The sequence below is a fragment of the Pseudoalteromonas lipolytica genome, assembly GCF_900116435.1.
GTDB classification, from domain to species: Bacteria; Pseudomonadota; Gammaproteobacteria; order Enterobacterales; family Alteromonadaceae; genus Pseudoalteromonas; species Pseudoalteromonas lipolytica.
The window spans coordinates 109,112-128,638 of the sequence record NZ_FPAZ01000006.1; the positions used below are offsets into that span (position 1 = coordinate 109,112).

Sequence of the window (19,527 nt, forward strand, 5' to 3'; positions counted from 1 at the left end):
CATGGTGACAGTACGAAAATTGTCTAAGGACTGAACGAACAATGAAAAAAACACTACTCGCTGCGCTTATCGGTTTTTCAAGCGCATTGACTGCAACAGCAAGTTACGCTGAAGACCTACTTCAAGTTTACGAGATTGCAACAGCAAACGATCCTACCGTACTTAAAGCAAAAGCCCAAGCAGATGCGCAAGCTTATGAGAGCGATCGCGCGTTAAGTGCACTATTACCGCAAATTGGTCTTAGCCTTGGCTATGAATCAACAGATTCAACATTATACGAAGGCACTGATGCGACAGGTTATGCTGAGTTTAGTCGCGATACAGATGTATTCAGCCGTGGCATCAGCTTAAGCCAAACATTATTTGATTTAGGTGCTTGGAATACCCTAGGTATTGCTGATAAACAGGCTTTACAAGCATCTGCACAATACGACTTTGCAAAACAAGATCTTATCGTGCGTGTGGCAGAAGGCTATTTCAATGTATTGAGCGCGATTGATAACTTAGAGTTTGTGCAAGCTGAGAAACGTGCCATTGAGCGCCAACTTCAACAAACAAAAGAGCGGTATGCAGTGGGTTTAACCGCGATAACTGACGTTCATGAAGCTCAAGCTCAGTTTGATAACTCAGTCGCAAAAGAAATTGTTGCTAAGAACAGTGTCGAAACAGCGCGTGAGCAACTTCGTGAAATCACGGGTAAATATCATGCTAAATTAGACATGTTGAACACGGACACTTTTTCAACGGTTGCACCTAGTAAACAGTCAACTGATTACATAAAAATCGCTGAAGAGAAAAACTTAAATCTGCAAGTGTCAAAAGTGACTGTCGATATTGCAAAAGATCAAATCGACTTAGCAAAAGCAGGACACTACCCTAAGCTGACACTCAACGCATCGTACAGTGACGGCCTAGAAGATTTAAATAAAAACTCACATGAGCCACGCACAGATACGGCCAGAGTGGGCGTTAATTTCAGTGTACCAATTTACTCTGGTGGAGCAACTGTAGCTGCGACAGATCAAGCGCGTGCATTCTACGTTGCAGCAAGCGAAGATTTAGAAGCAAGTTTACGTGCAGTTACACGTTCTGTTATTACGTCTTATAACCAAGTGGTTTCAGATATCGCTACATACAAAGCACTTCAACAAGCGGTTGTGTCAGCCGAAAGTGCATTAAAAGCGACTGAAGCAGGTTTTGAAGTCGGTACACGTACCATTGTTGACGTACTGATCAGCACACAAAATCTTTATAACGCGAAAAGTAACCTTGCCAACGTACGTTACCGTTATGTTGTTTCTACATTACGCTTGAAGCAAGCTGCGGGTACTTTAACAGGTGAAGACCTCGTCGCGATTAATCAAGGATTAAAAGAAATCTAAGTATTTCTTATCATTCTTGACGATTCTATAAGCCAGCTATTGCTGGCTTTTTGTATTTTTAAACACTTACAGTTAAACTAGCTTTTTTATTTTTAGAGATAATTTTTGTGGTTAGTTCATCTCCCTTTAAAGCGTCTTTTTTAGGCCCTCGTTATTGGCTTACTTGGGTTGGCGTATTTTTTCTGTATTTAATTTCTTGGTTACCACATAAATTCCAATTATTTCTCGGCAAACTCATCGGCCGTTTAGTGCATCGCTTTATGAAGCGCCGCCGCCATATTGCAGAAGTAAATATTCGGTTATGTTTTCCTAATATGCCTGAACACGAGCAACGTGAGTTGGTACTAAAAAACATGGAAAACACCGGCATAGCCATGATGGAAACAAGCATGGCTTGGTGGTGGCCAGAGTGGCGAATTAAAAAAGTGTTTGGTTCAGTAACAGGACTTGAACACTTTGAAAAAGCGCAGCAATCGGGTAAAGGAGTTTTGTTACTGGTTCCACATTTTTTGCATTTAGAAATGGCCAGCCGAATCATGGGAATAAAGCACCAAGGCATAGGCTTTTATCGCCCACACAATAATCCATTGATGGAATACTTCACCACCAACGGGCGGTTGCGTTCTAACGAATACCTAATTGGCAAACGCGATGTAAAAGGCTTACTACAAGCGCTTAAAAACAAAAAAGTATGCTATTACTTACCTGATCAAGATTATGGCCGTAACCGTTGTGAGTTTGCGCCCTTTTATGCCGTTCAAGATGCAGCAACCACCACGGGAACATTACTTTTTTCAAGCAGTAAATATTGTGAAACGGTGAGCTTGACTAGTCGCAGAGATGAGCAAGGGCGTTATCATTTAACGGTACTGCCGGCTCTTGAAAATTTTCCATCTGGCGATAACCTGACAGATGTGACGCGTGTTAACCAACGTATGGAACAGGCAATCGACTTAGCGCCCGAACAATACATGTGGTTACACCGCCGTTTTAAAACACGCCCTGACGAGAATGCCCCTTCTTATTATAAGTAGAGTGACAATTTTTAATTTGTATGGTTTTATTAAACGAGTAAACAACAAGAGAATTAGAAATGTGGTTTTGGGTTAAGCATTTATCATTAGCTGTAATTTTAATTGCTGCTGCGATTTATTTTTTATTTGGCAGCGGGCCAGTTCTTGATATCAAGGATACTCAGAATGCTGCAGCACAGGGACTATCCCGTTTTTACGCTGCCCTTAGAAATCAAGTGAACAGTAAAGACAACGAGCGTGATAAATACGTGCTCAAGTTGCCCGCACCTGAAACAAGCCTTGATATGGCGTTGTTTGAACGAGAAAAAGTCGTTGAGCCCTCTTCACCTAACTGGACGGGTGATGTGCAACCGCGTCGCTTTGAAAACGGCACAACCCTCAAGGATGTGTTGTCCGATTACGCACGTAACGAAGACATTGTGTTGTATTGGTATTTAAGCAAAGATTACGTTGTTAAAGATCACTTTCGTGTTGATAGTAATTTTGTCTCTGCCCTGTACCAAGTAGGCAGGGCAATTAACGACGACTTTGAAAGCGAGGTGTATACATTTTTCTGCTTTAAGCAAAGAGCAGCGGTGATCACTGAACTGCCCTCTGCTTATGTACGTGAAAACTGCCGTCGTTTAAAAAGCTAATACTTGCTGCCACACCTGCTTTACAAGTGCTATGTGCTGAGTTAGCTCAGCACGAGGGGCACAACGGCCTTGCTGATTTAAACTCATCATATGATAACGCGAGCGATACTCAATGTATGCAGCGACTAAATCGCGCTGCATGTGTTCTGAAATACACCCAAAACGAGCGGCATCAGCCAAAATGCGCACATTATCAGACCAACATGTCAGCGCACGGTGCTGATGCGCATTTTTGAGCACAACATATTGAGTGATAAATTCAATATCGGTTATACCGCCTTGGTCTTGCTTTAAATCAAATAACTCTTCGGTCCCCTTGGCAAGATGGGCACGCATTTTTTCGCGCATTTCAACCACGTCTTTTTGTAATTTGTCTGCTTCACGCGCTTGGCACAATACATCTTGACGAATTTCTGCAAAACGTTCACTCAACGATGCCTGACCGTAGATCATACGCGAGCGTACAAGGGCTTGATGCTCCCATGTCCAGGCCTGCGTTTGCTGGTAGTGGTAGTAGCTTTCAAGATTAATTGCGAGTAACCCCGACGCCCCTTCAGGCCGCAGACGCGTATCCAGTTCATACAAAATGCCTGATGCTGTACGAGTATTAAATAAGTGCATCAATCGCTGAGCGAGTTTTAAATAAAATTGACGCGAATCAATCGACTTATCGCCATCGGTGTAGCTACTGCCATCGTGGTTGTGAACAAACACTAAATCGAGGTCAGAGTCGTAGCCCACTTCAAATCCCCCCGTTTTTCCATAAGCAATAACTGCAAATCCTTTTTCTTGCTCCGAGGTATTTGTTGGTCGGCCAAAACGCTCAACACAAGCATGCCATGCAATATTAACCGCTTGCTCTACAATCGCTTCTGCAAGCGCAGTTAAGTGATCGCTTACTTTCATGACATCAAGAACACCTGTGGCATCGGCCGCGGCAATCCGCAATTGATGAGTTTGCTTAAACTGGCGTAAAGCTTCCATTTGTAACTCAAGATCGCCATGCTCGATGCGTAGAAAATACTGCCTAATTTCATCTTTGTAAGCAGATAACGGCGTTGGTTTGTAAAGCACCTGGGGATCAATTAATTCATCAAGCAAAATTGGATAACGAGAAATATGTTCGCCAATCCATTTACTATGACAACACAGTGCAACCAATTGATTAAGTGCACCTGGGTTTTCATATAAAAGCTCTAGGTAAGCCGTTCGCGAGATAATTTTATTCAGCACTTGGCAAATCATGGTAAAGGCATCGCTACTCGCTTTCGTTACCGTAAGTTGCTTAAGCAATAGTGGCATGAGTTTATCGAGAATATCACGACCACGGGTGCCTATTTTGGCTTTTGTTAAGCGTGCTTTAAAATCATCAAGCGCAGTCTGCCAATCTAGATTAGGCTCGCACATTAAACTGACGTCGGTCATTTCCCATGCACTGATAAATTCACTTTCACATGGGTCTGCACTGTCACTTTCAAAGCCTATCACCTGCTCAAACTCACCATGCACGTCGGCCATTATTTTATTAATAGCCACAAGACAGCTATCAAAATCGGGCTGCTTAAGTAAGTAGCATAAACGCTGCTGATTTTGCGCGTCATCTGGCAATGTTTGTGTTTGTTTGTCTGCGAAAATTTGTAAGTACTGTTCAATACGACGAAGCGCTAAGTAATTATGCTTAAGTAAATCAGCTTCTTTTTTCTCAATCACTTGATTATTAACAAGCTCTTGCAAAGCTAATAAGAGCGACTGAGTTTGCAAGTTAGCTTCGCGCCCGCCGCGAACCATTTGCAGTGCTTGCACCACAAATTCCACCTCACGAATTCCGCCTGCGCCAAGTTTTATGTTATTAGTTAAACGTTTTCGGCGTACTTCTTGTGCGATCATTTGTTTCATTTTTCGTAAAGATTCAATCACCGAAAAATCGATATAACGTCGGTATACGAAGGGCCTTAGTAGCTCATAAAACTCTTTCCAGTAACCATTTTCAGCGCCAATTAAACGCCCTTTAAGCATGGCGTAACGCTCCCATTCACGCCCTTGTTCTTGGTAATAATCTTCAAGTGCTTGAAAGCTCATGACCAGAGGGCCACTTTCGCCAAATGGGCGCAGACGCATATCAACACGAAAAACTTGGCCATTAACGGTGGTTTGATTTAGCGCCATAATAAGCTTTTGGGCAACCTTTGTGTAAAAGACCTGTGCTTCGACAGAGCGACGTCCACCTTGGGTTGCGACATCTCGCGGGTATGAAAAAATCAAATCAATATCAGACGAATAATTAAGCTCTTTGCCCCCTAATTTCCCCATGCCAAGTACCATCATAGGAATGGCCTCTCCAGCACTGTTCAGCGGTGTGCCACTCACGTTTGCTACTTGTGCAAATGCCCACTGATTGGCACTGTCGATAAGTTGATCTGAAAGCTCGGAGATATAAGCAATGCTGTCATCAATCGGGTTTTGGCAACATAAGTCTAAATAGGCGACTTTTAGCCAATATTTTTCTCGGTATACACGCAGTTTTGCCATTGCCGCGGCATCATCAAGGGTTGAGAGTTCATTGCTATTGAGGGGCGGTTCTGTGGTGCGATTAGCAAGTTCATCGGTATCTAACAACCACGCTTTTAATGTTGGTTGCGATTGTAAGCAGCTCCAGGCAAAGTCACTTAAAGACAATAAGTTAACAATACTTGGTTCAACATCTTGGCCTGGATACAAATCAGCAAATCGTGTCTGACCTAGCTGCTGAAGCGCTTCTGGAAGCGGGTGTAAATTACTCATTAAATACTCTCTTTTAACTTACCTGTAACCGTACTAGAATGATTATCAAAGAATCTTTTTAGCAGGGATCTGCATGCAATATTTATCACTATCTAACACTAGTTTACTTGCGATTGCCATTAGTTTCGCTGTAATTTGCATCACCATCGTGCTCCTACGCATCCTAACGCAAATCAAAGCAAAACAAGCGCTTAAGGAAGAACTAGCCCAGCATGATAACTTTGCAATGGGGATCAGCTTTGCCAGTGAAATCTTAGTAGTGATCGCGACTATCGCGTACATTTTTGATGAAATTAGTCTAAGTGCAGCCCAGTCTAACCCACTCAAGGTGGTTATTTTAATCGCGTTATTATTTGCCTTTATTAAAGTCGGCCACTTAATTCATCGCAAATGGATTCTACATCGCTTTAACGAAGAGGCCGCCATTCTCAAGCAAAATGTGTGTGCCGCGCTTGTTGACTCCGGTATGTTAATCGCAAACTGTATTATCAGTTTAGGACTTTACAACTGGTGCCATACTCAAGGATACAGTAGTTTATTAATCGCAACGGTCAGTTTCTTTGTATTACAAGGGATGTTTGCGCTGGACAGTAAAATTCGTGAATACCGCTTTGCTAAAGCAAATCAAGGTGCCTCATTACAAAGTAACTTTAATTTAGAAAACACCTCTATTGGTATTCGCTATGCGGGTAAGTCTATTGGCCTTGCATTGGCGGGTTACGCTGGTCTTGCCAGTGCTTCATTTATTAGTGGTAAGATGGTTGAAAACTTATTTACTTTAGTGTCTCACTGTGGTGCGATGTGGGTATTGTTATATGTGCTAAGCTACATAATTAAATATATTTCACTACCCAATATAGATACATCATTAGAAGTGGATCACCAAGATAACATAGGTATTGCATGCATAGAGTTTGCCGTTTTCGGCGCGATAGGCTATTTACTAATTAGTATGTTTTCAATTTGATACGGAAGTACGTACATCGTGAGGCACCATGCCATTTAAAGTAAACAATTACTTACTTGTTGATGTAGACAGTGACTTTAGTCGCGCATTTACGCAACATTACTTTGCCAACGCACAAGGGTCTACCCTTGTGGTAGCAGGTGCGAATAGCCGTCATATGGTCAAACTGATGTTTGAACAACTCATTAAAGATTATTGCTACTGTGATTTTAGTAATGAAATAAGTGTCTCTGAGCTTGCCAGCTATTTACATGAACACCATAACATTCAAGGTGTTTTAATTAATCAAACCGATTACCAATTAGCAGACGACGCGCAAAAATTTATTTATAACTCACTGCATAAAGTACGCTTTTTAGTAAACCAAGACGAGCAAGGCTTTGATTTCATTCCCTGCCCTGATCCCGCACATATTAACCACCTATCTTGCCAAACAGATATTGCCGAAACACGCGCTGAAATCCTCACTTTAAGCGAAGATTTAAATAAATAATTGCGCCTAAGCCGCTGCTTACTTACCATATCGCTAAATTATTTTATAAGTGACAGCCCATGCGAGTTCCTCATATTTATCAACCTTCTGTTATCACATTAGATAACCCCGTCACCCTTGATGAAGATGCTGCTGGCCATATTGGTCGCGTACTTCGTATGAAAGTCGGTGAGCAGGTGTCAATATTTAATGGTGAAGGTGGCGAATACCTCAGTGAAATCATTGAAGTAAGTAAAAAGAACGTCGTTGTACAACCACTCGAGTTTATTGATCATGACGTAGAGTCTCCACTTAAAATCCACCTAGGTCAGGGGGTTTCACGAGGTGACAAAATGGACTTTACTATTCAAAAATCAGTGGAGCTGGGGATCACTGAAATCACCCCTATTTTTAGTCAACGATGCGGTGTCAAACTCAGCGGTGAACGTTTAGCTAAAAAACACCAACAATGGCAAAAAATAGCCATCGCAGCTGCTGAGCAGTCTGGACGAAATTTTGTCCCTGTGGTGCACCCTCCAATTGATATCAAAGAGTGGTTAGAACAAAGCAGCGATGCCATAAAGTTAACCTTGCACCCACGTGCAGAGCACAGCATTAAGACCATTCAAGTTCCTTCGTCAGGCGTGCGGTTCTTAGTGGGCCCTGAAGGAGGATTTACCGATGAAGAGCTTGAGATTGCGAAACAACAAGCGTTCGTTGATATTCGTTTAGGCCCACGTGTACTGCGCACCGAAACCGCGGCATTAACGGTACTGAGTGCATTGCAATTACAGTTTGGTGATTTAGCGAATTGAAAATCGTAAAAACACCCATATATCAAGATCACTAACCACAATATGGCAATACCATTGAAAGGCAAAAACATGGCAATTAAGTTAGGCATAATCTCTGATCCTATTAGTGGCTTTAATATTAAAAAAGACACTGGCTTCGCAATGATGATGGAAGCACAAAAACGCGGTTACGAACTTTACTACATGGAAATGGACGACCTGTCACTGCGCCAAGGTCAAGGCTATGCCACAGCAGCAAAAGCCCGTGTATTTGATGATGTAAATCATTGGTATGATCTTGAAGAAAAAGCCTCCATTGCCCTTGCTGATTTAGACGTAATTTTAATGCGTAAAGATCCTCCTTTCGATACCGAATATATTTACGCAACTTATATTTTAGAGCGTGCAGAACAAGCAGGCACGTTGGTTATCAACAAACCACAGAGTTTACGTGATGCCAATGAAAAACTGTTCACCGCTTGGTTTAGTGAGCACACTCCAGATACGCTCGTAACACGAAGCCAAGCCGATATTCGTGCATTTTTAGCTGAGCATAAAGACATTATCTTAAAGCCATTGGACGGTATGGGGGGAGCGTCAATTTTCCGCGTTAAAGAAGACGACGCGAATATTGGTGTTATTTGCGAAACGTTGACTGAACATGGTAGCCGTTTTGCCATGGCACAAAACTATATTCCAGAAATAAAACAAGGCGATAAACGCGTATTAGTCGTTGATGGTGAAGTCATACCATACTGCCTTGCTCGCATTCCTCAAAATGGCGAAACGCGCGGCAATCTTGCGGCTGGCGGGCGTGGCGAAGCACGTCCTATTAGTGATTCAGACCGTAAAATTGCTGAAGCTGTCGCACCGACACTAAAAGCGAAAGGGCTTATTTTTGTTGGTTTAGATATTATTGGCGACCGCCTAACAGAAATCAATGTGACGGCACCAACCTGTGTCAAAGAAATTGAAGCCGCTTACGACATTTCAATTACTGGTCACTTATTTGATGCCATTGAGAGAAAACTGAGCCATACTTAATTAAACCTAACAAAAGGGGCGACCTATGCAGTCATTAGAGAACCATTTCTTAATCGCGATGCCAAGCATGCAAGACCCTTTTTTCAAGCGTGCTGTTACTTATATTTGTGAGCATAATCAAGATGGTGCGATGGGCTTGGTGATTAACCAGCCTATCAATATCACGGTGGGTGAGTTACTCGATAAAATCGAGATTGATAACGACAAGACGCAACAAGCCGCAGGCCGCGCAGTGTTCGCCGGCGGCCCCGTGAAAACGGATCGCGGCTTTGTACTGCACTCGCCTAAGCCGGGCTACACGGCGAGTCAAAAGCTCAGTAGTGATATTATGATCACCACCTCAAAAGATGTGCTCGCAACTCTCACCACAGCGCAAGCACCCGAGCAGTTTATTATCACCTTAGGTTATGCCGGGTGGGATCAAGGACAACTTGAACAAGAACTACTTGAAAATGCGTGGCTAATCATTAAAGCTGACCCTGAGATTATTTTTAATACCCCCGTAGAAAAACGCTGGGAAAAAGCGGTTTCTATGCTGGGTTTTGATGTCAGTCAACTAAGCTCTGAAGCCGGTCACGCTTAACCTAAACGCACTAATTAAACGGCAACTATGACAAAACGCACTTTTAAGCCCATCGGTGAACGCACTGTAATGGGCTTTGACTTTGGTACCAAAAGCATTGGTATCGCCATAGGTCAAGAGTTAACAGGGACAGCCTCTAGCTTACAAGCAGTGAAAGCAAAAGACGGTATCCCAGACTGGCAACTTATTAAAAAACAGGTCGATGAGTGGCAACCTGATTTGATGGTTGTTGGCTTGCCACTCAATATGGATGGCACCACGCAAGATGTCACATTCAAAGCCAAAAAGTTTGCGAACCGACTACACAATCACTTTGCGATTCCGGTTGAAACCCAGGATGAAAGGCTCACCACGGCAGATGCCAAAGCGCGCTTATTTGAACAAGGCGGTTACAGAAATCTAGGTAAGGGTAACGTGGATAATATGTCTGCGGTGATTATTCTTGAAAGTTTCTTTGAACAGTTTTATGGCGACTAAGGTTGTTTATTAATAACCGTATAGTGTGTTAAATCAGGAATAAAGCCTGCCTCGCGGTAGGCTTTTTCTATTGCACCCGCCTCGCGTAATTGCTGCAAGCCTTTTTGCAAAGCCGTATACGCTGCATTGCCATCGGGGTGTTTCTTCGAAATAATAAAATGACGACTATCATTTAGCTGCAGTAGCACATCAGGCACCGCGACAAGGTTAATATCTTCCAGAATATAGCGATTATTTAAACTTGGCATTAAGGGCATCATCACAAAATCAACCCATTGCATTGATACCATTCGGACTTGGCTCAGCCACTCATCTTCGCGCAGTAATTCTTTTAGCGGTAACGCAGACAGTGTCTGCCAATCGGTTTGCCAGCGTGGTGTAGAAACCGCCGTTAACTGAGAAAAGTCAGACAGCTGGTTTATCTTAAATACTTTTTCATTACGAGGCGAAGTATATACCCCCGCAAAATACTCCCCTTCGCGGATCACCGGGGCTGACACATACACATCCCGTGTCAACTTATTTGCATCGAGTGACCACACACTGTCAAAACTAATAAGCAACTTACCATTTTCTAACAGTTTGGTGTTTCGGTAATTGATATTGCCTTTGTGATATCGAAAAGGCTTGGTAAATCCCCCCAATATCAAAGCTTGCTGGGCAATGATCATATCAACCACATCACGACGAATATACGCGCCGCTAAAGTCTTTTACTTCAATAGGCTCTCGCCCTTTTAAAAACCGGCTGTAATCATCAAACACATCATCGCGAATAAATATAACCACTTCATTTGCATCAATACTGTGCGCGGGCAGCGCACAACTCAACAGCAATAACACAGCGATTAAATTTATTCGCAACAACATCAGTCCTCACTCTTACCATCAAGGCCATCAATGGTGACGCCCTGTAAGAATCCAGCGCCCTTTTGTTCATTATTTTGCAGCTTAATCATCAAGCGTAAGTCGTTTGGTGAATCAGCATGATGCAAGGCATCGGCATAATTGATGCGATGTTGCTTGTAAAGTTCGAACAAAGCTTGGTCGAAGGTCTGCATTCCCATTTCTTTCGATTTTGCCATGGTCTCTTTTATTGAGCCAATATCGCCGCGCTTAATAAGCTCCGCAACCATAGGAGAATTAAGTAAAATTTCAATGGCAGCAACGCGCCCTTCCCCATCAGAGGTCGGCACTAATTGCTGCGCGACGATGGCACGTAAGTTAAGTGCTAAGTCATACTTAAGCTTATCGTGCTTTTCTTTTGGCACTAAGTGCATGATACGGTCAATGGCTTGGTTAGCATTATTAGCATGCAGTGTTGCCACACATAAATGCCCTGTTTCAGCAAAGCTTAATGCGTACTCCATGGTTTCTTGCGAGCGAATCTCACCAATCAAAATGACATCAGGCGCCTGACGCAGTGAGCTTTTCAACGCCGATTCGAAACTCTCGGTATCAAGGCCCACTTCACGTTGAGTAATGATACTTTTACGATGTTCATGGACAAATTCAATCGGGTCTTCAATAGTTAAAATGTGCCCGCGCTGGTTTCGATTACGATAACCAAGCAGTGCCGCAAGCGAGGTTGACTTACCCGTTCCCGTGCCACCTACAAACAGAACTAAACCCCGTTTCGCCATGATCACATCGGTAAGAATAGAGGGTAAGCCTAAATCAGTAACATCAGGGATGGTGGTCACGATTCGACGAATAACCATGCCAGCCCGATCGCGCTGCCAAAATGCCGAAACACGGAAACGGCCTTCATCGTTAGCAATCGCAAAGTTACACTCTTTGGTGTCGTGAAACTCTTTGCGCTGCTTCTCGTTCATCGCTGACTCAACCATAGCAAGTGCGCTTTCATCAGAAAGTTTCTCGTCACTTAACGGGATGAGTTCACCATTAATTTTCGCACTTACTGGCAGCTCACTTGAAACAAATAAGTCAGAGCCGTTTTTAGTAATCATCACTTTTAAGTAATGATTTAAAGGTAAAGACATGTCAACTTTCTCCGTTAGCCACCAAATTGGGTTTTATCTTGCGCCTTCGCACGCGCATCCGCGTTTGTAACAATCCCATAGTTCACTAGATTTGCTAAACATTGATCCATGGTTTGCATGCCATGAGATGCCCCCGTTTGAATCGATGAGTACATCTGTGCAATTTTATCTTCACGGATCAGGTTTCGTATTGCAGGCACACCAATCATGATTTCATGTGCAGCCACTCGCCCACCCCCTACTTTTTTAAGCAGTGTTTGCGAGATAACAGCCCGTAATGATTCAGACAACATTGAGCGCACCATGTCTTTTTCTTCACCTGGGAAAACGTCAATAATACGGTCGATTGTTTTTGGTGCCGAGGTCGTATGCAAGGTGCCAAAAACCAAGTGACCCGTTTCGGCCGCGGTCATAGCAAGACGGATAGTTTCTAAGTCACGTAGCTCACCAACCAAGATAACATCTGGGTCTTCACGCAACGCACTGCGCAGCGCATTCGAGAAACTGTGAGTATCACGGTGCACTTCACGTTGGTTAATCAGACTCAGTTTGTTATCGTGAACAAATTCGATAGGATCTTCAATCGTGAGAATATGATGATGCTTAGTTTGATTAATGTAATCAACCATTGCCGCTAAGGTAGTTGATTTACCCGAACCCGTGGGCCCAGTAACCAACACTAAACCACGCGGGTTATCGGAAATGGTTTTAAAAATATCTGGCGCACCTAAATCATCAAGCGTTAATACTTCGCTGGGGATAGTACGGAATACCGCCGCAGGACCACGGTTTGAATTAAAAGCATTAACACGAAAACGCGCAAGATTAGGGACTTCAAATGAAAAATCCACTTCTAGGTTTTGTTCATAGTCCTTACGCTGATTATCGTTCATAATATCGTAAACCAGACTATTTACATCTTTTTGTTCTAATGCTGGAATATTAATACGACGCACATCGCCATCAACGCGTATCATAGGTGACACACCCGATGATAAGTGTAAATCCGAGGCTTTGTGTTGCACACTAAAGGCCAATAATTCGGTAATATCCATTTATGACTCCACAACCAACTGATAATTATATGGTTACAATAGCAGAACGACTCAAATCCGCCTACGCAAGAATTGCCCTAGCTGCAAAAAATAATCAACGCGATGAACACGCTATTAGCTTGTTAGCAGTTTCAAAGACTAAACCAGTCGAAGATATTGTGGCTGCCTACCAGCACGGCCAACGCCAATTTGGTGAGTCTTACGTGCAAGAAGCCGTGACAAAAGTCACTGAACTTGCCCACTTAACAGACATAGTTTGGCACTTTATTGGCCCCATTCAGTCCAATAAAAGCGCCCAAGTGGCCACACATTTTGACTGGGTACAAAGTGTCGACCGTACAAAAATAGCCAAACGTCTTAACGAGCAAAGACCAAAAGACAAAACACCACTGAACGTATTAATCCAAGTTAATATCAGTTTAGAAGAGGCTAAGTCAGGCTGCCACCCTGATGAGCTAATGTCACTGGCAGAATTTATTAGTGGCTGCGATAATTTATGTTTGCGTGGCGTGATGGCTATCCCAGCCAAAACCGACGATGCACAGCAACAATTACAATATTTTGAGCAATTAAGCGCTTGCTTTGATAAACTAAAGGCCCAATATCCCCAAGTAGACACCTTGTCGATGGGTATGAGTAACGATGTTGAAGCAGCAATTGCAGCTGGTTCAACCATGGTACGCATTGGCACGGATATATTTGGCCAACGAAATTAAAAGGTGATAACAGACATATGTCAGATAAAAAAATCGCATTTATAGGCACGGGTAACATGAGCTACGCCATTATTGGCGGCATGGTAAAGAACGGTTTTGCAGCAAAAAACATCATTGCAACCAATCGCAACCAAGAGAAATTAGCTAAGGTTGCTGCTGATTTCGGGGTGCAAACCACCGCGGATAACAACGCGGCACTTCGTGATGCAGATGTGATTGTATTGTCTGTTAAACCACAAATGATGGGCGATTTATGCCAATCATTCCAAGATTCAGGCGTTGATTTTAGCGACAAGCTATTTATCTCTGTCGCGGCAGGTTTAACCGTAAATCGTTTACGTGAAATGCTGGGCCAAAAGGTAAAAATGGTTCGTTGTATGCCAAATACACCGTCATTACTTGGTCGTGGCGTGTCGGGTCTATTTGGCGCTGACGAAACCACAGAAGAGCATGAGTTTGTACAGCAAGTATTTGAATGTACAGGTATTGTTGTATGGGTCGAGCAAGAGTCGCAAATAAACGATATCATCGCCGTTACCGGCTCTTCGCCCGCTTACTTTTTCTTATTTATGGAAGCCATCGAAGAAAAGGCAAAAGCACTTGGCTTTAGTGATGAAGATGCACGCCGCTTAGTACAACAAACGGCGCTAGGTGCAGCTGAAATGGCGCTTTCTCAGCAAGACATTAGTATTTCACAGCTGCGTGCAAACGTCACATCAAAAGGCGGTACAACTCACGCAGCCGTTGAGCACCTGAAAGCACAAGGCCTTGTTGGTACCGTTGCCGATGCAATGGATGCCTGTATTGCCCGCGCAGAAGAAATGGAAAAAGAACTTTAAGCTTACTTTGTTGAAGGTAAAACTATGCAAGCCATGCAATTCCTCGTTGAGATTATTTTTGATCTCTTTTTAATGGTGGTCCTTTTACGCTTTTGGTTACAAGCGGCAAAAGCTGACTTTTATAATCCAATTAGCCAGTTTGTGGTAAAAGCCACATCGTTTGCAGTAAACCCATTACGTAAAATCATTCCAGGGTTGGGTGGCTTTGACATCGCGTCGTTAGTCCTTGCGTATTTAGTCGCAGTGGCAAAGCTTAGTGCCGTCTTTTTACTGTTTTATGGTGGTTGGGCTGCCGCGCCTGTCTTTGTGACTGCGTTAATCACGGTCATAAAAGAAGGGTTAAACTTACTATTTTGGGTGTTAATTATTCGTGCTTTATTAAGCTGGGTAAGCCAAGGCTACAACCCTATTGAAGCGGTTTTCCACCAGCTAACTGAACCTATGTTACGCCCTATTCGTAAAGTTATTCCACCACTGGGTGGTTTAGACTTGTCAATTTTAGTACTGATCATTGCCTTGCAGTTCTTACAATTTTTATTAATTGATTTGATTGGCTAAACATTGAGTATCTAATTTAGAGGCCGTAAGGCCTCTTTTATTAAGTGAGAAATACCATGAAACAGATTATTCTTTTTACCTTACTTGCCCTCAGTTTATTCACAACAGCAGCGAAGGCTGAACAACAAGCCGGCGCACAATATAAAATACTTGGTCCATTTGAAGTACATTACATCGCTTTTCCTTCAACCTTTATACAACCCGACATTGCCAAAAACTACGATTTAGTGCGCAGCCCAAGCAAAGGAATTATTAATATTTCGGTGCTAAAAAACAGCGATAAAACGGCGCAAACTGCCACACTAACAGGCACGGCACGTAACCTACTCGGCAATAGTAAACAACTTGAATTTAAAGAAGTTGTTGAAGGCGATGCGATTTATTACCTTGCACAAATCGACTACAGCAATGAAGAAATTTACCGTTTTAATATCGAGATTAATAAAAACGGCAAAGTACAAACACTGACATTTCAGCAAAAATTTTACGTAGATTAATGCCCCTATGAACAACACTTTAGTTTTAGCCACGGGTAACCCTGGCAAAGTAAAAGAGCTGGCGAGCATGCTTAGCCCGCTTAACATTAATGTGGTTCCACAAAGCGATTTTCAGGTTCCTGACGTGCCAGAAACAGGCACTACATTTGTTGAAAACGCGATAATAAAAGCGCGTCATGCAGCAAAGATTACTGGGCTGCCTGCAATTGCAGATGATTCTGGCCTCGAAGTCGATGGCTTACATGGCGCACCAGGTGTTTATTCTGCACGTTTTGCTGGCGAAAATGCCAGTGACCAAGACAACATTGATAAACTTTTAAGCGAGCTGGCTGATAACCCTGTACGTAGCGCTCGTTTTTGGTGTGTTCTGGTTTTAATGCGCCATGCTGATGACCCGACACCGCTTATTTGCAGTGCGAGCTGGGAAGGTGAAATCACGCACAGCCAAGATGGCCAAGGCGGTTTTGGTTATGACCCCATCTTTTATGTGCCTTCAGAACAATGCACCAGCGCACAGCTGACAAAAGAGCAAAAAAATGCCCTGAGCCACCGCGGCCAAGCACTTAAGCAACTACTTGCGCAATTGCAGCAAAAAGGCGGCCTGTGAGTTTACCCCCGTTAAGTTTATATGTGCACGTACCGTGGTGCGTGCAAAAGTGTCCGTACTGCGACTTTAACAGCCATGGTCAAAAAGGTACGATCCCCGAGAAAGAGTATGTTCAACACCTAATTGATGACTTAAAAGCGGATTTACATTTAGTACAAGGGCGTAAAATCCACAGTATTTTTATAGGTGGCGGCACGCCAAGTTTACTCACAGGTGAGGCATACACCCGCTTACTTGGCGAGGTCGATAGATTAATTGGCCTGAGTGAAAACTGCGAAATCACTTTAGAGGCCAACCCAGGCACTGTAGAAACAGGCCGCTTTAAAGAGTATGTCGCGGCTGGCATAAACCGAATTTCGATTGGTGTGCAAAGCATGCAGAACGACAAGCTGAAAGCCCTCGGTCGTATACATGGCGCGGATGAAGCAAGCTATGCAGCAAAACAAGCACACCAAGCTGGGCTCAACAGTTTTAATTTAGATTTAATGCATGGTTTACCAGGGCAATCTCTTGAAGATGCACTTAGTGACCTTGAAAAAATCATCGCATTAAATCCCCCGCATATTTCGTGGTATCAATTAACAATTGAACCTAATACTCAGTTTGCATCAAAACCCCCCACGTTACCGCACGACGATATATTGTGGGATATTCAAGAACAGGGACAAGCACTCCTTGCAGATGCAGGTTATCAGCAATACGAGATTTCTGGCTATGCGAAACCCGGCTACCAATGTCAACATAACTTAAATTATTGGCGATTTGGCGATTATCTCGGTATTGGCTGTGGGGCCCATGGTAAGGTGACTGACGCAAATACGAAGATCATCACGCGTACAGTAAAAGTTAAACATCCGCGTGGTTATATGGATCTCGCAAAGCCTTATTTGTACGAACAATGGCAGGTTGCTGACGATGATTTAGCGTTTGAATTTTTTATGAATCGTTTTCGTTTAGTTGAGCCTTGCCCAAAAGGTGATTTATCTTTGCTTACAAATTTGTCACTGCAAAGCCAAGAACAAGCCTTGAACGAAGCAATTAAAAAAGGCTTACTAACAGATAATAAAAACAATTGGCAAGTCAGTGCAAAAGGCCAGCGCTTTTTAAATGACCTGCTAGAATTGTTCGTTTAAGAATTCTATTAATAATTAAATTTCTAACAAGAAAGGAACGATAATGCGTAAACTGACCTTCATCGCAGCAGCGGTAAGTGTTGCATTACTTGGCGGTTGCCAACAAATGCAAGAACAACCAACCCCAGCGCCCACTGTACAAACCCAACCTGTACAAAGTGAAATCGATAAAGCGAATGCGTTTTTTGAAGACACGTTTAACCGTGATGTAATGAAAAGCCCTGTTTATCAAACATACATGGGTATCAAAAAAGATTACGATAAATGGGATGATGGTAGCGAAGAACGCGTTCTTGCAGACTTTGAGCAAACCAAAGCTGATCTTGTCGCTTTAAAAGCAATTAACCGCGAACTATTAGATGACGCGACAAAAGTAAGCTACGACCTAAAAAAACAAGCACTTGAAAATGAAATTGCAGATTTTAAATGGCGTCATTACAACTACCCTGTAAATCAAATGTTTGGTGTTCATTCGATGATCCCTGCATTTTTAATTAACCAACATCAAATTGCTGATGTCTCAGATGCGAAAGCGTATATCTCTCGCTTAAACGGCGTAACGATGGTTATTGATCAGCTAATCAAAGACCTCGACGTGCGTGCTGATAAAGGTATCATCGCACCTAAATTTGTATTCCCACATGTCATTGATTCAAGCAAGAACATTCTACATGGTGCACCATTTGATACAGGTGAAGACTCAACTCTTTTAGCTGACTTTAAACGTAAAGTTGCCGCATTAGAGATTAGTGAAAGCGAAAAATCAGCGCTTATCAACGATGCAGAAAAAGCACTAAAAGCGGCTGTTAAGCCTTCTTACACGAAGCTAATTAACTATTTAGCGCAGTTAGAAAAACGCGCTGACGAGCGTGATGGTGCGTGGAAATTCCCAGACGGTGAAACGTTCTACAACAATGCCCTTGCACGCACAACAACAACCGACTTAACGGCAAAAGAAATCCACTCAATTGGTTTAGCTGAGGTTGCACGTATTCACGACGAAATGCGCGCGATTAAAGAAAAAGTAGGCTTTGACGGTGACTTAAAAGCATTCATGCAATTCATGAAAACTGATAAGCAGTTCTACTACCCAAATACAGCGGAAGGTAAACAGCGCTACCTTGATGAAGCGACAGCCCTCATTGATAACATGAAATCTCGCTTAGATGAGCTTTTCATTGTTAAACCAAAAGCCGATTTAAAAGTAAAAGCTGTTGAAGCATTCCGCGAAAAAGCAGCAGGTAAAGCGTTCTATCAACAACCTGCGCCAGACGGCTCTCGCCCAGGTATTTACTACGCAAACCTTTACGATATGGAAGCAATGCCAACTTACCAAATGGAAGCACTTGCTTATCACGAAGGTATTCCGGGCCACCACATGCAAATCGCCATCGCACAAGAACTTGAAGGCGTGCCTAAGTTCCGTAAGTTTGGTGGTTACACTGCGTATGTTGAAGGCTGGGGCTTATACTCTGAGCTAGTACCAAAAGAAATGGGCTTATATGAAGACCCATATTCAGACTTCGGTCGCCTTGCAATGGAATTATGGCGTGCGTGTCGCTTAGTTGTTGATACCGGTATCCATGCGATGAAATGGACACGCCAACAGGGTATTGACTATTACGTTAATAACACACCAAACGCAACGTCTGATGGCGTTAAAATGGTTGAGCGTCACATTGTAATGCCGTCTCAAGCAACCGCTTACAAAGTGGGTATGTTAAAGATATTAGAGCTGCGTGAAGCTGCAAAAGAACAGCTGGGTGATAAATTCGATATTCGTGAGTTCCACGATGTTGTACTTAAAAATGGTGCAGTACCATTAAATGTACTTGAGAAATTTGTTGACCAGTGGGTTGCAAAAAAACAAGCTGCTTAAACTAAATAGACTTTAAAAAGGCCGCTCAGCGGCCTTTTTTATTTATTTAAACAAGTCGTTGAGCTATAAATG

At 42.9% G+C, this 19,527-nt stretch carries 20 protein-coding genes; 16 read left to right on the forward strand and 4 right to left on the reverse strand.

The features are described 5' to 3' along the window. Positions 1–41 precede the first annotated feature (41 nt). From tolC to BM378_RS07695, 3 genes are all read left to right on the forward strand, one after another. On the forward strand, positions 42–1,382 hold the full coding sequence (tolC, locus tag BM378_RS07685) for an outer membrane channel protein TolC (protein ID WP_036966116.1): 1,341 nt from the start codon (positions 42–44) through the stop codon (positions 1,380–1,382). Between the two features lie 107 nt (positions 1,383–1,489). Next, a complete protein-coding gene (gene lpxL, locus BM378_RS07690; protein ID WP_036966113.1) occupies positions 1,490–2,416 on the forward strand; it encodes an LpxL/LpxP family Kdo(2)-lipid IV(A) lauroyl/palmitoleoyl acyltransferase in 927 nt (308 codons plus the stop codon). A 59-nt stretch (positions 2,417–2,475) separates the two neighbouring features. After that, positions 2,476–3,051: a TcpQ domain-containing protein gene (locus BM378_RS07695; RefSeq protein WP_036966110.1), complete on the forward strand. Its 576-nt coding sequence runs from the start codon at positions 2,476–2,478 to the stop codon at positions 3,049–3,051. Here the strand turns inward: BM378_RS07695 and glnE are convergent. Next, entirely contained in the window at positions 3,040–5,832 is a 2,793-nt protein-coding gene (gene glnE / locus BM378_RS07700; protein WP_036966107.1) for a bifunctional [glutamate--ammonia ligase]-adenylyl-L-tyrosine phosphorylase/[glutamate--ammonia-ligase] adenylyltransferase, read from the reverse strand. The two genes, BM378_RS07695 and glnE, sit on opposite strands and share 12 nt — an antisense overlap. A 73-nt stretch (positions 5,833–5,905) precedes the next feature. Here glnE and BM378_RS07705 point away from each other — a divergent pair, with 73 nt between their 5' ends. The 6 genes from BM378_RS07705 (at position 5,906) to ruvX (ending at position 10,169) form a co-directional block, all read left to right on the forward strand. Then, positions 5,906–6,799 (forward strand): DUF350 domain-containing protein, encoded by an 894-nt coding sequence (locus tag BM378_RS07705; protein WP_036966104.1) that lies wholly within the window; start codon positions 5,906–5,908, stop codon positions 6,797–6,799. A gap of 28 nt (positions 6,800–6,827) precedes the next feature. Then, positions 6,828–7,292 (forward strand): hypothetical protein, encoded by a 465-nt coding sequence (locus tag BM378_RS07710; protein ID WP_036966101.1) that lies wholly within the window; start codon positions 6,828–6,830, stop codon positions 7,290–7,292. 59 nt (positions 7,293–7,351) lie between these two features. Next, positions 7,352–8,086, forward strand: a complete 735-nt coding sequence (gene rsmE, locus BM378_RS07715) for a 16S rRNA (uracil(1498)-N(3))-methyltransferase (protein ID WP_036966098.1) — start codon at positions 7,352–7,354, stop codon at positions 8,084–8,086. Positions 8,087–8,155: 69 nt separating this feature from the next. Beyond that, positions 8,156–9,109, forward strand: coding sequence for a glutathione synthase (gene gshB, locus BM378_RS07720; RefSeq protein WP_036966096.1), 954 nt, complete (start codon positions 8,156–8,158; stop codon positions 9,107–9,109). 25 nt (positions 9,110–9,134) lie between these two features. Next, positions 9,135–9,692, forward strand: a complete 558-nt coding sequence (locus BM378_RS07725) for a YqgE/AlgH family protein (protein WP_036966093.1) — start codon at positions 9,135–9,137, stop codon at positions 9,690–9,692. Positions 9,693–9,719: 27 nt separating this feature from the next. Beyond that, on the forward strand, positions 9,720–10,169 hold the full coding sequence (ruvX, locus tag BM378_RS07730; RefSeq protein ID WP_036966089.1) for a Holliday junction resolvase RuvX: 450 nt from the start codon (positions 9,720–9,722) through the stop codon (positions 10,167–10,169). Here the strand turns inward: ruvX and BM378_RS07735 are convergent. Genes BM378_RS07735 through BM378_RS07745 form a run of 3 tightly spaced genes read right to left on the reverse strand, consistent with a single transcriptional unit; the run spans position 10,166 to position 13,226 of the window. Continuing rightward, positions 10,166–11,038 carry a hypothetical protein gene (locus BM378_RS07735; RefSeq protein ID WP_036966087.1) on the reverse strand — a complete coding sequence of 291 codons (873 nt, stop codon included), beginning with the start codon at positions 11,036–11,038 and terminating at the stop codon, positions 10,166–10,168. The genes ruvX and BM378_RS07735 overlap by 4 nt on opposite strands. Then, entirely contained in the window at positions 11,038–12,171 is a 1,134-nt protein-coding gene (locus BM378_RS07740) for a PilT/PilU family type 4a pilus ATPase (protein ID WP_036966084.1), read from the reverse strand. The genes BM378_RS07735 and BM378_RS07740 overlap by 1 nt, the downstream gene beginning before the upstream one ends. 14 nt (positions 12,172–12,185) lie before the next feature. Next, complete coding sequence (locus BM378_RS07745) at positions 12,186–13,226, reverse strand: type IV pilus twitching motility protein PilT (RefSeq protein ID WP_036966081.1); 1,041 nt, start codon at positions 13,224–13,226, stop codon at positions 12,186–12,188. 2 nt (positions 13,227–13,228) lie between these two features. Here BM378_RS07745 and BM378_RS07750 point away from each other — a divergent pair, with 2 nt between their 5' ends. From BM378_RS07750 to BM378_RS07780, 7 genes are read left to right on the forward strand one after another with little or no spacing between them, the layout of a single operon-like run. Beyond that, positions 13,229–13,942, forward strand: coding sequence for a YggS family pyridoxal phosphate-dependent enzyme (locus tag BM378_RS07750; RefSeq protein ID WP_036966078.1), 714 nt, complete (start codon positions 13,229–13,231; stop codon positions 13,940–13,942). Positions 13,943–13,959: 17 nt separating this feature from the next. After that, complete coding sequence (gene proC / locus BM378_RS07755; protein ID WP_074988929.1) at positions 13,960–14,781, forward strand: pyrroline-5-carboxylate reductase; 822 nt, start codon at positions 13,960–13,962, stop codon at positions 14,779–14,781. 24 nt (positions 14,782–14,805) lie between these two features. Next, entirely contained in the window at positions 14,806–15,339 is a 534-nt protein-coding gene (locus BM378_RS07760; protein WP_036966072.1) for a YggT family protein, read from the forward strand. A 56-nt stretch (positions 15,340–15,395) separates the two neighbouring features. After that, positions 15,396–15,836, forward strand: coding sequence for a DUF4426 domain-containing protein (locus BM378_RS07765; protein ID WP_065979690.1), 441 nt, complete (start codon positions 15,396–15,398; stop codon positions 15,834–15,836). Between the two features lie 7 nt (positions 15,837–15,843). Continuing rightward, positions 15,844–16,443, forward strand: a complete 600-nt coding sequence (locus tag BM378_RS07770; protein ID WP_065979689.1) for an XTP/dITP diphosphatase — start codon at positions 15,844–15,846, stop codon at positions 16,441–16,443. Then, positions 16,440–17,576, forward strand: a complete 1,137-nt coding sequence (gene hemW, locus BM378_RS07775; protein ID WP_036966064.1) for a radical SAM family heme chaperone HemW — start codon at positions 16,440–16,442, stop codon at positions 17,574–17,576. Before BM378_RS07770 ends, hemW begins: the two co-directional genes overlap by 4 nt. 43 nt (positions 17,577–17,619) lie before the next feature. Further along, a complete protein-coding gene (locus tag BM378_RS07780) occupies positions 17,620–19,455 on the forward strand; it encodes a DUF885 domain-containing protein (protein ID WP_036966060.1) in 1,836 nt (611 codons plus the stop codon). The last annotated feature ends 72 nt before the right edge of the window (positions 19,456–19,527 follow it).